General features: G+C 72.4%; 14 protein-coding genes. 4 read left to right on the top strand and 10 right to left on the bottom strand.

Annotated features, from left to right (window positions below):
* Positions 1-47 precede the first annotated feature (47 nt).
* The 7 genes from OG514_RS04965 to OG514_RS04935 all read right to left on the bottom strand — a co-directional run bounded on the left by OG514_RS04965 (position 48) and on the right by OG514_RS04935 (position 7540).
* Complete coding sequence (locus OG514_RS04965; protein WP_266891234.1) at positions 48-1106, bottom strand: hypothetical protein; 1059 nt, start codon at positions 1104-1106, stop codon at positions 48-50.
* Positions 1063-1944, bottom strand: a complete 882-nt coding sequence (gene efeU, locus OG514_RS04960) for an iron uptake transporter permease EfeU (protein ID WP_266891232.1) — start codon at positions 1942-1944, stop codon at positions 1063-1065. Before efeU ends, OG514_RS04965 begins: the two co-directional genes overlap by 44 nt.
* Positions 1945-1974: 30 nt before the next feature.
* Positions 1975-3258, bottom strand: coding sequence for an iron uptake transporter deferrochelatase/peroxidase subunit (efeB, locus tag OG514_RS04955; protein WP_266891230.1), 1284 nt, complete (start codon positions 3256-3258; stop codon positions 1975-1977).
* A 27-nt stretch (positions 3259-3285) separates the two neighbouring features.
* Positions 3286-4440, bottom strand: a complete 1155-nt coding sequence (gene efeO, locus OG514_RS04950; RefSeq protein ID WP_266891228.1) for an iron uptake system protein EfeO — start codon at positions 4438-4440, stop codon at positions 3286-3288.
* A gap of 195 nt (positions 4441-4635) precedes the next feature.
* Positions 4636-5496 carry a heme ABC transporter ATP-binding protein gene (locus OG514_RS04945; RefSeq protein WP_266891226.1) on the bottom strand — a complete coding sequence of 287 codons (861 nt, stop codon included), beginning with the start codon at positions 5494-5496 and terminating at the stop codon, positions 4636-4638.
* On the bottom strand, positions 5493-6590 hold the full coding sequence (locus OG514_RS04940; RefSeq protein WP_266891224.1) for an iron ABC transporter permease: 1098 nt from the start codon (positions 6588-6590) through the stop codon (positions 5493-5495). The genes OG514_RS04945 and OG514_RS04940 overlap by 4 nt, the downstream gene beginning before the upstream one ends.
* A complete protein-coding gene (locus tag OG514_RS04935) occupies positions 6587-7540 on the bottom strand; it encodes a hemin ABC transporter substrate-binding protein (RefSeq protein ID WP_266900746.1) in 954 nt (317 codons plus the stop codon). Before OG514_RS04935 ends, OG514_RS04940 begins: the two co-directional genes overlap by 4 nt.
* A gap of 192 nt (positions 7541-7732) precedes the next feature.
* Here OG514_RS04935 and OG514_RS04930 point away from each other — a divergent pair, with 192 nt between their 5' ends.
* The 3 genes from OG514_RS04930 (at position 7733) to OG514_RS04920 (ending at position 11706) form a co-directional block, all read left to right on the top strand.
* On the top strand, positions 7733-9184 hold the full coding sequence (locus tag OG514_RS04930) for an HtaA domain-containing protein (RefSeq protein WP_266891222.1): 1452 nt from the start codon (positions 7733-7735) through the stop codon (positions 9182-9184).
* A 69-nt stretch (positions 9185-9253) separates the two neighbouring features.
* A complete protein-coding gene (locus OG514_RS04925; RefSeq protein WP_266891220.1) occupies positions 9254-10918 on the top strand; it encodes an HtaA domain-containing protein in 1665 nt (554 codons plus the stop codon).
* Between the two features lie 107 nt (positions 10919-11025).
* On the top strand, positions 11026-11706 hold the full coding sequence (locus tag OG514_RS04920) for a PhzF family phenazine biosynthesis protein (RefSeq protein WP_266891218.1): 681 nt from the start codon (positions 11026-11028) through the stop codon (positions 11704-11706).
* Between the two features lie 56 nt (positions 11707-11762).
* On the opposite strand, the gene OG514_RS04915 is transcribed toward OG514_RS04920, so the two are convergent.
* Together OG514_RS04915 and map are read right to left on the bottom strand one after the other, a co-directional pair.
* The gene (locus OG514_RS04915) at positions 11763-12413 is read right to left on the bottom strand and encodes a heme oxygenase (biliverdin-producing) (RefSeq protein ID WP_266891216.1); all 651 of its coding nucleotides are present in this window, start codon (positions 12411-12413) and stop codon (positions 11763-11765) included.
* A gap of 153 nt (positions 12414-12566) precedes the next feature.
* The gene (gene map, locus OG514_RS04910) at positions 12567-13424 is read right to left on the bottom strand and encodes a type I methionyl aminopeptidase (RefSeq protein WP_266891214.1); all 858 of its coding nucleotides are present in this window, start codon (positions 13422-13424) and stop codon (positions 12567-12569) included.
* Positions 13425-13485: 61 nt separating this feature from the next.
* On the opposite strand from map, the gene OG514_RS04905 reads away from it, so the two are divergent.
* A complete protein-coding gene (locus OG514_RS04905; RefSeq protein WP_266891212.1) occupies positions 13486-13725 on the top strand; it encodes a hypothetical protein in 240 nt (79 codons plus the stop codon).
* A 107-nt stretch (positions 13726-13832) separates the two neighbouring features.
* Here OG514_RS04905 and OG514_RS04900 read toward each other — a convergent pair whose 3' ends face one another.
* Positions 13833-15137: an MFS transporter gene (locus OG514_RS04900; RefSeq protein ID WP_266891210.1), complete on the bottom strand. Its 1305-nt coding sequence runs from the start codon at positions 15135-15137 to the stop codon at positions 13833-13835.
* Positions 15138-15239 lie beyond the last annotated feature (102 nt).

Genomic DNA, 15239 nt, shown 5'->3' with positions numbered 1-15239 from the left:
TCCGGCCAGGCCTGCACGAGGTTCCGACCGTGCCCGGGCGAAGGCTGCTACGAGCCCTGCGCGCCCACCACGCCCTGGAGTCGGGCCTTGATCGTGACGCCGTCGCGGTCCGTGCCCGCCGGCTTCACCAGGGCCGCCTGGTTGGACACCCACTCCTTGGTGACGGTGTTCTTGACCTCGCCGGTCAGCAGCGCCTTGACGTCGGGGCCGACCTTGGGCCGGTAGCCGGGCGCCGCCGTCTGCCGTTCGAAGAACCGCGTCGCGAAGAAGACGAACGCGCCGCCGTCCTTCGTCCGCAGCCCGAGGGGAGCGAAGTCGCCCTGGTCCGTGACCCGGTCGAGGTACTGGGTGGCGAGCCCCGGCCGCTTGGCGCCCTTCTGCCGCTCCTCCCGCAGGAGCGTCGTGTGCGCCCCCGTCGTGTACGGCCCCGGCTGCCCGTCCTTCAGGAACGAGACGTACTCCTTGCCGAGGTCCTCGGGCGCGACCGCGAGCGCGTCGGTGTCCGCGGCGACCGGCACCGCGTACCCGTCCTCCTCGGCGAACTCGGGCACCGCGGACGGGCTGGTGACCACCAGGTGGGCCACCTCCCACAGCTGCTGGGGCCCGTTGCGCACGAAGACCAGGAGCCAGCGCTGGTCGCCGCGGCCCTCGTCGGTGTCCCGGTTGGAGTCCGTGTCCGCGAGGAACCAGCGCGGCCAGCCCGCCTTGCGGGGCAGCACGAAGCGCGCGTCCGTCAGTTCGAGGGGCTGGTGGTTCGGGTTGCCGCCGGGGGCGGTGACCGCACGCGCGCGCAGACCCGCCTGGTTGATCTCCCCGAGCGGGCCGGTGACCCGGCCCGCGTCCAGGGCCGGGTCGTGGGCCTTGTCGGCCTTGTTGTAGGCGCTCGTGAAATCGGCGAGGGCCTGCGCCGCCTCGGCCTGCGTGGCCGGCGGCATCAGCGCGAGTTCGCCGTGCACCGTCACGCAGCCGCTCGCCGTCAGTGCCAGGACGGTCGCCGCCGCCGTCGCGGCGAGGAGCCGCGCGGGTCGCGCGGGTCTGGTGGACCGTCGTGCCGACAGCCGCTCAAGCGGTCGTCTCGGCGCTCGCCTCAGCGTCAGCCTTCTCATCGGTCGCCTTCTGCTTCTTCACCCGCACGGACGGACCCGACCCTATCGGGGCCAGGAACAGCGCGAGCGTCGGGACCAGATACAGCGCCCACACCGTGACCTGAAGGACCGTCGGGTTCGGCTGGAAGTTGAAGACGCCCTTGAGGAGCGTGCCGTACCAGCTGTCCGGCGGGATCGTCGCCGAGATGTCGAAGGCCTTGTTCGCGAGGCCGTCGAGGAAGCGGGCCTCCTGGAGGTCGTGCACGCCGTACGCGAGGACGCCCGCCGCCACCACGACCAGCATCCCGCCGGTCCAGGTGAAGAACTTCGCCAGGTTGATCCTCAGCGCGCCCCGGTAGAACAGCCAGCCGAGGAGCACGGCGGTGAGCAGCCCGAGGAGGACACCGGCCAGCGGCGCGAACGTGCCGTCCGAGGAGGCCCGGACCGACGCCCACACGAACAGCGCCGTCTCCAGGCCCTCGCGGCCCACCGCCAGGAAGGCGGTGGCGACCAGCGCGCCGGTGCCCATCTGAAGGGCCGCGTCCAGCTTGCCGTGCAGCTCGGCCTTGAGGTGCCGGGCCGTGCGCCGCATCCAGAAGACCATCCAGGTCACCAGGACGACCGCGACGATCGACAGCGAGCCGCCGAGCAGTTCCTGTGCCTCGAAGGTCAGCTCCTGGGAGCCGAATTCGAGACCGGCGCCGAAGGCGAGGGCCACGCCGACGGCCACGCCGATGCCGATCCAGATCGGCTTCAGCGCGTCCCGCCGGCCGGTCTTCACCAGATAGGCGATGAGGATGCAGACGACCAGGCTGGCCTCAAGGCCCTCGCGCAGGCCGATCAGATAGTTACCGAACACGCCGGTTCCCTCCCGGGGTTACGTGGAGCGTCACGCGAACAGCGCCCGGCCCCACCAGTCGTCCTTGTCCCGGACGCCCGGCGGGATCGCGAACAGCGCCGAACCCACGTGCTGGATGTACTCGTTGAGGACGTCGGCCCGCGACAGGGAGGTCTGCACCGGGATGAAGCCGGTCCGGACGTCCTTCTGGTACGCCAGGAAGAACAGGCCCGCCTCCAGGCGCCCGAGTCCGTCCGTGCCGTCGGTGAAGGAGTAGCCGCGCCGCAGGATCGTCGCCCCGGCGTTGCTGTCCGGGTGGGCGAGCCGGACGTGCGAGTCCGGCTTCATCGCCTTCAGGAACGGCTCGTCGTGCTCCTTGGCCTTGCCGGCGGGCGCACCCTCGCGCTTGTCGCGGCCGAAGATGTCCTCCTGCTCGGCGAGCGGGGTGCGGTCCCAGGTCTCGACGTTCATCCGGATGCGGCGGGCGACGAGGTACGAGCCGCCGTCCAGCCAGGCCGCGGCGCCCTCGGCGTCCTTGCCGGAGACCCACACGTGCTTCGCGAGCCGCTCGGTCTCGGTGCCCGCGATGTTGCGGGTGCCGTCCTTGAAGCCGAAGAGGTTACGGGGGGTCTGGGCGTCGGGGGTCGTCGAGGACGTCTTGCCGAAGCCCAGCTGCGACCAGCGCACCGCGACCTTGCCGAAGCCGATCCGCGCCAGGTTCCGGATGGCGTGCACGGCGACCTGCGGGTCGTCCGCGCACGCCTGCACGCACAGGTCGCCGCCGCTGCACACCGGATCCAGGTTGTCGCCCGGGAACTTGGGCAGCTCCACCAAGGCCCCGGGCCGCTTGTCCTTCAGCCCGAAACGCCCGTCGAAGAGCGAGGGGCCGAAGCCGATCGTGAGGGTGAGACGGGAGGGCTTGAGGCCGAGGGCCTCGCCGGTGTCGTCCGGCGGGGCCTCCGGAAGGCCACCGTACGCGCCCTCGCCGACCTCGGCGCCGGCCGTCATGCGCTCGGCGGCCCGCGTCCAGTCCTTGAGCAGCTGGACCAGCTCGGCGCGGTCCTTCGTCTTCACGTCGAAGGCGGCGAAGTGCAGCCGGTCCTGGACCGCGGTGGCGATACCGGCCTGGTGCGGGCCGTGGAACGGCACGGCCGAGCCGCTGTCGGCGACCGGCACGGGGGTGTCCCCGTCCCGGCTCAGCGCGACGCCGCCGCCGACGGTGGCGGCACCGAGCGCGAGCCCGGCACCGCCCCAGCCGATGACCTTGCGGCGGGACGGCGCGGCGGTCTCGTCCGCCGACGTCGTTCCCTGGGTCTCCTGGATCTCCTCGGACATCTTCGCGTCCCCGTCTCTCGCTACTGGTTACTTGACGACGGCGGCAGCGAGCTTGGAGAGCGGCTCGGCCAGCGCGTTGACGCCGTCCGACAGCTCCTTGCGCTGGGCCGGGGTGACCTTGTCGTACGAGGTGAAGACGTAGCTGCTCTTGTCCGTGCGGTACTTGTCGAGCAGCGCGTTCAGCGCGGCGAACTGCTTGTCCAGTTCGGCGACGAGCTTCGGGTCGTTCTTCGTGGCGACCGGCCGGAGCAGGTCGAAGGACTTCTGCGCGCCCTCGACGTTGGCCTTGAAGTCGACGAGGTCGGTGTGGGAGTAACGCTCCTCCTCGCCGGTGACCTTGCCGGTGGCGACCTCGTCGAGGAGCTCCTTGGCGCCGTTGGCCATCGAGGTCGGGGTGATCTCGGCCTTGCCGACCCGCTTCACCCAGTCCGCGAGGTCCTTGTCGAGGGTGTCGGCGAGGGTCTTCTCGGCGGCTCCGAGCTTCTTGTCCTTCCAGAGGGCCTTCTCCAGGCGGTGCCAGCCGGTCCAGTCCTTCGCCGGGTCCTGGCCGGCCTCCAGGCCGTCCTCGCGTACGTCGACCTTGGGGTCGAGGTCGCCGAAGGACTCGGCGACCGGCTCGGTGCGCTCCCAGCCGATGCGGGACTCGGCGTAGGCCTTCTTGGCGGCCTCGATGTCACCGGCGCGGACGGCGTCGGTGAAGACCTTCACCTTGGGGAGGGTCGCGTCGGCCTGCGCCTGGACGTACTGGCGGTAGGCGGCGACGGCCGCGTCCATCTCGGGGGAGCGCTTGGCGCCCGCGGCGCCGCCGGTGGCCTTGACCTCCTGGCGGATGCCGTCGCCGACCATGCCGGGCTTGCAGGCGATGGCGTAGTCGCCGGCCTTGATCTCGGCGGTGATGGTGGCCTTGGTGCCGGGGCCGATGTTCTCGCGCTCGGTGACGATGCGGTCGTCCGGGTAGAGGACGTAGACCTCGGTGACCTTGGAGCCGCGGTTCTCGACGGCCAGCTTCAGGTGACCGGCCGGGAACGCCTTCTTCGAGACCTCGCAGGAGTCGTCCTTGGCAACGACGGTGACCGTGCCGTCGTCCGCCTTGGCGTCGCTCTTCTCGGTGCAGCCCGTGACGGCGGCCAGGGCCGCAGCGGTCGCTGCGGCGGTGACGACGGAGAGGCGAACGGCTCGCATGGGGACTCCAGAAACGCGGGGACGGGGACTGAGGCGGACCTAACTTAACCGAGGCTTACCTCAGCCATGCCCGGCCGTCCAGTGATTCAGCTCTCAGGTCCGGCGGACCGGACACGGCGGGATCACAGGGGCTCCATGGGGTTCTCATGGGATGGTCAAGGGCGGGTCAAGGAGGGGGAATTGTCCGCATTCCCCTTACTCGTAAGTACGCCTGGGTACGACCAGGGGGACGCCGGTCCGCGGGTGCGGGAACACCTCCACCGGCTGCCGGTAGACCCGGCTCAGCAATTCCGCTTCGAGGACGTCCGAAGGCGGCCCCGCCACCGCGATCCGGCCCTCGTGCAGCACCCCGACCCGGTCCGCGTGGGCCGCCGCGAGCCCGAGGTCGTGCAGGACGACCACCACCGCGTCCCCGGCCGCCGCGCGCTCCCGGCAGACCCGCAGGACCAGTTCCTGGTGGCGCAGGTCGAGGGCGGCCGTCGGTTCGTCGAGCAGCAGGAGACCGGTTCGCTGGGCCAGGACCCGGGCCAGCGCGACCCGGGCCCGCTCGCCTCCCGACAGCGCGGAGAACGGGCGCTCGGCGAAGGCCCCGACCTCCGTGACCGCCATCGCCCCGGCGACGGCCGCCTCGTCCTCCTCCTCCCGCTCGGTCCCCGCCCACGGGGCCCGGCCCATCCGCACCACGTCGGCGACGGCGAAGGGGAAGGAGAGGGCCGCGTCCTGCGGCAGCACCGCCCGCCGCAGGGCCAGTTCACCGGGCGTCCAGCCGGCCGCCGGCCGACCCCCGATCCGTACCTCTCCGGCGCTCGGCGCGAGATCGGCGGCGAGCGCGGCGAGCAGCGTCGACTTGCCGGCCCCGTTGGGCCCCACCAGGGCGAGCACCTCTCCGGCCCGCACCTCGATTCCGACCCCGTCGAGCACGGCCCGGCCGCCGCGCTCGACCCGCACGCCGACGGCCTCGGCGACCGGATCGCCGGGCGCGGCGGGGGAGGGCATTGCGCGCGTGCGCCGGTGTGCGAGTGCGGGGAGCAGTCCCCGGAGGCGTACGGATGTCATGCCCAACCACCTTGCCTGCGACGGGTCCTGCGCAGCAGCCAGAAGAAGAACGGGCTGCCGAGGAGGGCGGTGAGGACGCCCAGGGGAAGTTCGGCCGGGGCCGCGACCGTACGGGCCGCGAGGTCGCCGGCCGTGAGGACGACCGCGCCGCCGAGCGCGCTGCCCGGCACCAGGAAGCGGTGGCCGGGACCGTTCGCCATTCGCAGCAGATGCGGGACGAGCAGACCGACGAAGGTGATGATCCCGGCCACCGCGACCGCCGCCGCCGTGAGCAGTGCCACCACCAGGATCAGGGCGACCCGCAGCCGCTCCACGTCCACGCCCAGATGGCGGGCGGGCCGCTCGCCGAGGGCGAGCAGGTCGAGCCGGCGGGCGTAGAAGGGGGCGACGGCGAGGCCGAGGAGCGCGCACGGCAGTACGGCGAGGACCTTGGGCCAGGTGGCCTGGGCGAGCGAGCCGAGCTGCCAGAAGGTGATCTGGGTGACCTGCGCGTTGTCGGCGAAGAAGATGAAGAGGCCGATGAGCGCGCCCGCGAAGGCGTTCACCGCGATACCGGTGAGGATCAGGGTCACCACCTCCGTACGGCCGCCGGAGCGGGACATCGCGTACACGAGGAGCACGGTCGCGAGCCCGGCGGCGAACGCGCAGACCGTCACCGTCCAGTTGCCGAGGAAGGTGAGCCCGAGCGCGATCGCGCCGACCGCGCCGACGGCCGCGCCCGCCGAGATGCCGATGACGCCCGGCTCCGCGAGCGGATTGCCGAACACGCCCTGCATGAGGGCGCCCGCGCAGCCGAGCGAGGCGCCGACGAGGACGGCGAGGACGACCCGGGGGAGCCGGATGTTCCACAGGACGCTCTCGGCCGTGCGGTCGAGGGCGTGCCCGCCGAGCCCGATCCGGTGCTGCACGGAGGCGAGGACGTCACCGAGCGGGATCTCGTACGCCCCGATCCCGGCGGAGAGCAGGGCGAGGAGGAGCAGGACGCCGAGGAGGCCGGCGGTGAGGAGGGCGGCGGTACGAGGCCGTGCGACGGGAGGTGCCTGCGGCGAAGGGTCCTTGCCGAGGGCCGGCGGGGTCTCCTGGAGCGCCGTCACTGGTTCTCCCCGTACAACTGGCCGACCAGGGACTTCAGTACCCGGTCGGTGCGCGGGCCGTAGTTGAGGAGGACGCCGTCGTCGACGGTGACGACCCGGCGGTCGGCGCCGGCCGGGGTCTCGGCGACGCCGGGGATCTTCACCAGGCCGTCGATCCCGCCGACCGAGTCGAGTCCCTTGCTCATGACGAGGATCGCGTCGGGTGCGGCCTTCGCCAGGGCCTCGCTGGTGATCGGGGTGAAGTCCTTGGTCAGGCCGGACTCCTTGCCCGCGTCGATCGCCCCGGCGGCTTCGAGGAGCGAGCTCGCGCCCGACTCGGCCCCGCCGAGCAGATAGACGGCGGCCGTGCCGCGCACGTACAGGAAGGCCACCCGCGGCTTCTCCTCGCGGGCCGGAATCTCCTTCCGCGCGGTGTCGATCCGCTCCTGGGTGCGCTTCCTGAGCGCGGCCCCGGACTTCCGTACGCCGAGGGCCGCGGCGACCGCGTCGATGCGGGTGCCGACGTCGGCGAGTGCCTTCGCGGGCTTCACGACGACGAGCGGGATGCCCGCGTCCCGGATCTGGGCGATGGCCTCGGCCGGTCCTGTGGTGCCCTCGGCGAGGACGAGGGTGGGCCTGAGGGAGAGCACGCTCTCGGCGGAGACGTCGTGGGCGCGGGTCACCACCGGGAGTTTCCCGGCCTGTTCGAAGGTGGCGGTGATGTCCCGGGCGACGACCTTCGTGCCGAGGCCGAGGGTGAAGACGATCTCGCTGAGGGAGCCGCTGAGCGGCACGATCCGGTCGGTGGAGGTGACGGTGACCGTGCGGCCGTCGGCGGAGGGGACGGTGACGGGGAGCCGGGGCCCGACCGGGTCGGCGAGCGGCTCGACCCGGTCGGGGGTTGCGGTGGACGCGCTCGCCGGGCCGACCCCGGTTCCGCTTCCGCCTCCGTCACCGCAGCCGGTCGCCATGAGGGCGAGGGCGAGCACTGCTGTCAGCGCTCCCGCGAGGCGAGTTCTGCGCACCGGACACCGTCCTGTCGTTCGTTCCGCTTCGTACTGCCGTGGTTCTGGTCCATCGGCTTCGCGCCGGGAGGATTCCGGCCGAGGCTGGATGTAGCTTAGGTTAGCCTTACCTCACTTGCTAGCCCTCGGAGGGGTTCCATGCTGCTGTCCAGACCCGCCCGCGCGCTCGCCGTGACCCTGTTCGCGGCCCTGCTCGCCGCCCTCGTCCCGGCCGGCGCCGCCCACGCGGAGAGCCGCACGGTGCAGGGCGGACGGCTCGACTGGGGCATCAAGTCCTCCTTCCAGAGCTATGTCACCGGTCCCATCGCCCAAGGCGATTGGGGCCTCACCGGCGGAGCCGCCACGGTCGGCGGCAGCCAGTTCCGGTTCCACTCCGCGCAGGGCTCGTACGACCCGGAGACCGGCGCCTTCGAAGCCGCCTTCTCCGGCGGCGTCCACTTCACCGGCCACCGCAAGGCGGACGGCAGCAACGAGCTGGACCTCACCATCAGCCGCCCCCGGATCCGGATCCACGGCGGAAGGGGAACCCTCTACGCCGACATGGCGAGCAAGGCCAAGGGCAGCGGCCGGACGACCGTCTCCTCCCGGGTGCCGCTCGCCACGCTCGACGTCGGCGGGATCGACATGCGCGGCGGAGGCAGCCCCGTCTCGCTCGCCGGCGTGCCCGCCAGGCTCACCGCCCAGGGCGCCACCGCCTTCGCCGGCTACTACCCGGCCGGTACCTCGCTCGACCCCGTCAGCCTCACCGTCGACGTCCGCTCGCCGCGGAAGGCCACACCGAGCGCCACGCCCACCACCGAGCCCACCGGCGGCCCTTCCAAGACGCCTTCCGCCACCGCGAGTTCGTCACCGTCGGCCCCGGCCGCCGGAAACCTCCGCGCCGCCGCCGTCGACTGGGGCGTGCGCCGCACCTTCCGCGAGTACGTCACCGGAGCCGTCTCCCAGGGCGAGTGGACCCTCGCCGACGGCGCCCAGGACGGCGGCGCGCTCTTCCGCTTCCCCGACGGCAAGGGCACGTACGACCCGAGGAACGGCACCCTCGACGCCGCCTTCGCGGGCAGCGTCCGCTTCACCGGCGCCCACCTCGACCTCACCCTCGGAAAGGTCACCGTGAAGGTGAGCGGCGGAACCGGCACCCTCGGCGCCGATGTCACCAGCGCGGGCCGGACCGAGAAGGCCGTCCCCCTCGTCACCTTCACCGCCCGCGACCTCACCCCGAAGAACGGCCTCGCCGCCGTCATCGAGGCCCCCGCCACCCTCACCGAGGGCGGCGCCAAGGCCTTCGGCGGGATGTACAAGGCCGGGACCGCGATGGACCCGGTGTCCCTGGCCGTCGCCGTCGGCACCAAGGCCCAACTGCCCGCGCTCCCTGATCTCGGCAGCGACGCGAAGCCCACCCCCGCGGCGCCCACGACTCCTTCCGCGTCCGCCGCACCCGCACCCGCGGCGGCCTCCGAACCCTCCTCGTCCCCCACCGGGCTGTACGTCGCGATCGGGGCGGGCGTGCTGCTCGCCGCCGCACTCGCGGTCTTCGTCGCCGTACGCCGTGGCCGTAGCGGCAGTACTCCCACCCGTACCCCCTCGGCCTGAAACCCCCCGTGCGCACCCCTTGCGTCTCGCCCCCCCTTGCGCCCCAAGTCCCTCTAGGAGAACCCCGTCATGGCCACCCCCTCGCGCCACCGTTCCGTCACCCTGGCCGCCGCCGTCGCCACGGCAGCCGCCCTCGGCACGGGCGCCGTCGCCCTCGCCCTGCCCGCCGCGGCCGATGCCGCGCCCTCGATGACGCTGAGCGACGGCACGCTGGACTGGGGCATCAAGCAGTCCTTCCGCACTTATCTGGCCGGAGGGTTCGCCCACGGGAAGACCACCCTTGAGGGAGGCGCCAAGCAGGCGGCGAACAACGGCGTCTTCACCTTCGTGGACGGCACCGGCACGTACGACACGGGCACCCACGCCACCGCCAACTCCTTCAAGGGCGGCGTCCGCTTCGAGGCCCACCAGGGCGCGCTCGACATCCGGTTCTCGGACGTCAGGCTGTCGACGAAGGGCACGGCCGCGCCGACCGGCGAGATCACCGCCGACGTCGTCACCAAGGAGAAGGACGGCTCCGTCTCCACCCGCTCGGACATCGCCATCGCCGCGCTCGACATGACCGGCGTCCGGCCGAGCCAGGGCGCGGGCGGCGTCATGACGTTCAAGGACATACCGGCGAAGCTGACGAAGGACGGCGCGGCGGCGTTCGCAGGCTTCTACAAGGAGGGCGACGACCTCGACGCCGCCACCCTCACGGTGAAGGCGGGCGGCATGCCGACCACCGCGCCCCCGACCACGGCGCCGCCGACCACGCCCCCCACCACTCCGCCGACCACGGCCCCGACCACCACGGCACCGACGACCGCCCCGACCACCACGGCGCCCACCAGCCCCGCCCCGACCGTCACCGCGCCCACCAGCCCGGCCCCGACCGCGACCGGCACGCAGCCCACCGACCCCGCCACCACCGCCCCCGCCACGACCGACCCGACCGCCACGGCGCCGACCGGCGCCCCGTCCGGGGTCGTGAACGGCACACTGACGTGGGGTGTGAAGCAGAGCTGGCAGAAGTACGTCGGCGAGATGTGCGGCGGCTCCGTCACCCCCTCCGGCGAGGCGAAGAAGCAGGGATCGGCCTACGAGTTCGGCTTCGTCAAGGCCGACCTCGACGCCGACGCCCGCAAGGCCGAGGCGGCCTTCTCCGGCAAGCTCGCCTTCGTCTGCGCCGCGCACGGCATCGACTGGACCATCGGCGACGTGAAGGTGAAGGCGACCGGCTCCACCGGCACCCTGTCCGCCGACGTCACCAGCGCCCGGGGCACCGAGAACGACGTGGCCTTCGCCGACCTCGACCTGTCCACGTCCGACTGGACGGCGAACGACGGCGTCGTCACCCTCGCGAACGTCCCGGCGAAGCTGACGGCGGCCGGCTCCGCCACCTTCTCCGCCCCCGGCGGCCAGGGCGGCTACCCGACCGGCACCGCCATGGACCCGCTGACCCTGACCCTCTCGCTCGACGAGGACGCCACGCTCCCCTCGACCACCGGCGGCTCGGGCGGCTCCGGCTCCACCGGTGGCGGCGAGGCCGGCGGCTCGTCCGCCACGGGCGGCGGCGGAACCGTCGGAGGCGGCGGCACGGTCGGAGGCGGCGGCTCCGTGGGCGGCTCCGGCGCGCTCGCCGCGACCGGACCGGGCGCCCCGACCGGCCTCCTGCTCGGCGCCTCGGGCGCCCTCGCCGCCGCGGGCGCGGCCGTCGTCGTCGCCGTGCGCCGCCGGGCCATGGAGTCCTGAACAGGTCCTGAACCGTCCCGCACCACCCCCCCCGAAAGAAGGCAGGGCCGCACCCGATTCGCGGGTGCGGCCCTGCCGGCGCATCGTGAAATGGTTCAATTTCCGCCATGAACACGACCGAGCACAGCGGCGGCCCCGATATCGACGTCCTCCGGGTCTTCTGCGCGGGCGACGGCCGGCACGGCAACGCCCTCGGAGTCGTACGGGACACCCGTGACCACCCCGACGAGGCCTCCCGACAGGCACTCGCCAAGGAGCTCGGCTTCAGCGAGACGGTGTTCGTGGACGACCCGGAGCGCGGGATCGTCGACATCTACACCCCCGGGCTGCGGCTGCCGTTCGCCGGACACCCGCTGGTCGGCGTCGCCTGGCTGCTCGACCTGGAGGTCATCTGTCCGCCCGCGGGCGAGGTGTGGGTGCGCGGCGACGGGGAGTTCACCTGGATCGAGGCGCGCGCCGAGTGGGCGCCGCCGCGGACCCTGCGCCAGTACGGCTCCGCCGCCGAGGTGGACGCCCTGGAGGTGCCCGAGCCGGGGGAGTGGATCTACGCCTGGGCCTGGGAGGAGGAGGCCGCGGGCCGTGTCAGGGCACGGGCGTTCCCGGGTCGCGGCGACGGCATCGACGAGGACGAGGCGACCGGCGCGGCGGCCCTGCTGCTCACGGCGGAGCTGGGACGGGCCCTGAACATCACACAGGGCCGGGGTTCGCAGCTGCTCACTGCCCCCGGCCCTGACGGCATCGTGGAACTCGGCGGACGGGTCCGCCTGGAGGGAACGCTCCCGCGCTGAGCGCGTGACGGTCCCCTTCGGGAAGGCTCACGCGCCGAGGTCCCCTTCGGGAGGTCTCACGCGGTCAGCGGGAACTCCCCGCCCAGCTGGTGGAAGACCGCGCTGTTGAAGGCGAACGCGCGCTTGCACTCGTCGACGATCCGCTGCTTCTCCAGGTCGTCGGCGTTCACCCCGTCGAGCAGCTCCCGGTACCCCCGCTTGAACGCGGCCGGGTTGGAGATCGCGTCGAACACGTAGAAGCGGACGCCGTCGCCCTTGCGCGCGAAGCCCCAGGTGCGCTCCGCCTTGTCGCGGATGATCTGGCCGCCCGACAGATCGCCCAGGTAGCGCGTGTAGTGGTGGGCCACGTACCCCGCGGGCCAGTCACGGGCGCACTCGGCGACCCGCTCGGCGTACGCGACGGTCGCGGGCAGCGGGGAGACCCGGGCGCGCCAGTCGGGGCCCCGCAGATGGGCGAGGTCCTGCTCCAGGGCGGTCGTGCGGAACAGCTCGGTCTGTATGAAGGGCCCGGCGACCGGGTCCTCGCGCAGCGCCTCCGCGCCGTCCTCCAGGGCCCGGTACACGAACCAGAGCTGCTCGGTGTAGCGGGCGTAGGCGTCGACTGCCAGGCGTCCGCCCAGGAGGTCGCCCATGAAGGACGACGTCTCCGCCTCCGTGTGCTGCTCGTGCGAAGCCGTACGGATGAGCGTGGAGAAGGGCGTGTCCAAGGCGTGCCTCCGTGACCGATGGGACGGGAACCAGTGACGATCCTGCCAAGTTAGGCTTGCCTAAGTCAACTGGTTCCCGACGTCCTGTCGGTAAAAGAGCTACCCACTTGAGCACGCGGGCCAACGTGGGAGATCAGTGGGATTCGGCGGGAGTCAGGGGAGCGTGAGGATTTCCGCCCCGGTCTCCGTCACCACGAGCGTGTGCTCGAACTGCGCCGTCCGCTTCCGGTCCTTGGTCACGACCGTCCAGCCGTCGTCCCACATGTCGTAGTCGTGGGTGCCGAGCGTCAGCATCGGCTCGATGGTGAAGGTCATGCCGGTCTTGATCTCGGTGGTGTGGTGGGGCGAGTCGTAGTGCGGGACGATCAGGCCGGAGTGGAAGGACGAGTTGATGCCGTGCCCGGTGAAGTCGCGGACGACTCCGTAGCCGAAGCGCTTGGCGTACGACTCGATGACCCGCCCGATGATGTTGATCTGGCGGCCCGGCTTCACCGCCTTGATGGCCCGGTTCAGGGACTCCCGGGTCCGCTCGACGAGGAGTCGCGACTCCTCGTCGACGTCACCGCAGAGGTAGGTGGCGTTGTTGTCTCCGTGGACGCCGTTGATGTACGCCGTGACGTCGAGGTTCACGATGTCGCCGTCCCGCAGGACGGTGGAGTCCGGGATGCCGTGACAGATGACCTCGTTGATCGAGGCGCACAGCGACTTCGGGAACCCGCGGTAGCCGAGGGTCGAGGGGTAGGCGCCGTGGTCGCACATGAACTCGTGCGCGACCCGGTCGAGCTCGTCGGTGGTGACACCCGGGGCGATGTGCTTGGCGGCCTCCTCCATCGCCTGAGCGGCGATGCGGCCGGCGATCCGCATCCGTTCGACGGTGTCGGAGTCCTGCACCTCGGGCCCGCTGTACGGGGTCGGGGCGGGCTTCCCGACGTACTCGGGACGGCGGATGGAGCCCGGAACGGAACGATGGGGGGAGAGCTCCCCCGGTACGAGAAGCGACTGGCCAGACATGCCAGCGAGTCTAACGACCGGGTCTGGGGCAGCATGGTCTCGGAGGAAGGAGCCGACGACGATGGCTTTGTTCAAGAAGCGCACCGTGGGCAAACCGGGCGAGTGGTACTACTGCCTGGAGCACAAGAAGGTCGAAGAGGGCCCCGAGTGCCCGGCCAAGAACCGCTTCGGCCCGTACGCCACCCGCGAGGAGGCCTCCCACGCGATGGAGACCGCCCGCGAGCGGAACCTGGAGTGGGAGACCGACCCGCGCTGGCACGACAAGGCGGGGAAGCCGGAGGCGCAGGAGCCCCCGGACTAGGGCCGGTCCGACCAATCCCGTCGGGGCCGGCACGCACGCTGCCGCACGGCCGAAACCGACGGGGGCCTGTCCAGCGGCCCTGGACACGGGGACCCGGCCGGGACCGCTCACACGGTCCCGGCCGCCTCCTTCTGTGCCGCCTCCTGCTGGGCCTTGCGGCGCAGCGAGTCCTCGTCGGTCTCGGAGTCGTACGTGAGGAGCTTCGGCAGCGCGAGGCAGAGCAGGCCCACCGAGGCGACGCAGGCCACACCACCCGTCCAGACGGCCGACCGGGTCCCGGTCCAGCCCGCCATCGCGCCCGCCCTGACCTGGCCCAGCTGCGGGCCGACGCTGTAGGAGAGCACCTCGATGCCGGCCAGCCGGCCGCGCAGCTCCTCAGGGATCGTCTGGTTCCAGATGGTCGCCCGGCCCAGACCGCTCAGCATGTCCCCGGCCCCGGCGAAGGCCAGACAGAGCAGGACCAGCCAGATGTTCCCGAACCAGCCGGCCGCCGCGATCGCCAGACCCCAGCCCGCGGCGCCCCCGACCACGAGCAGCCCGTGCCGGCGCACCTTCGACGTCCAGCCGCTGGTCAGCCCGAGCACCAGGGAGCCGACCGAACCCGCCGCGTACATCAGGCCCAGCGACCAGTCCGCGTCCAGCTCGTCCGCGAGGAACGGGAAGATCGTGTTCGGGAAGGCGAAGAACATCGCCGCGAGGTCGATCGCGTACGTGCCGAGCAGCACCGGCCGCGACCAGGCGTACCGCGCGCCCTCCGCGATGCCCCGCAGCGAGGGCTTCTCCGCGTCGTGCGCGGGCGGCGCGGGGGAGAGCCGGCGGCACAGCAGCACCGAGGCGGCGAAGCCGACGATCGTCACCCCGTACGCGGGAGCGTGGCCCGCGAACGCCACAACCAGGCCCGCGAGCGCCGGACCCGCGATCGAGCCCATCTGCCAGCGCAGCGAGTTCAGCGCGGCCGCCGCCGTCTGGTGCTCGTGCGGCACGATCCGGGCCAGGAGCGAGTCCAGGGCCGGACGCTGGAGCCCCGCGAGCGCCGAGACACCGGCCGCGACCACGTACAGCGGCCAGAGCATCGGGTCCGGGAGCAGTGCGTTGACCAGCAGGATCCCGGCGAACAGACCCAGACCCGCCTCGGTCAGGAGGATCACCTTCCGCCGGTCGACCGCGTCGGCGAGCGCCCCGCCGTACAGGCCGAACACCACGAGCGGCACCAGCTCGACCGCGCCCATCGCGCCGACGGCGAGCGGCGAACCCGTCAGGTCCTTGATCTGCAGCGGCAGGGCGATCATCGCCATCGCGCTGCTGAAGTACGTGACGAGCCCCTGGATCCACAGGAGCCGGAAGTCACGGGAGGCACGCCACGGCGCCGGATCGGGCAGGAGCGCGGAAAGCTTCGCGAGGGCAGGAGACACGAGGGGCCATGCTCCGGCGGCCCACCGCCGGAGGCAAACGATTTACCGCCGGGGCGGGGCGGGGCGGGGCCGGGGGCGCCCAGGACCTGCCGTGCCAGGACC

This window comes from Streptomyces sp. NBC_00572 (assembly GCF_026341815.1).
Lineage (GTDB): Bacteria > Actinomycetota > Actinomycetes > Streptomycetales > Streptomycetaceae > Streptomyces.
Note: the sequence above shows the minus strand (reverse complement) of the source record. Positions and strands in the feature narration are given on the sequence as shown.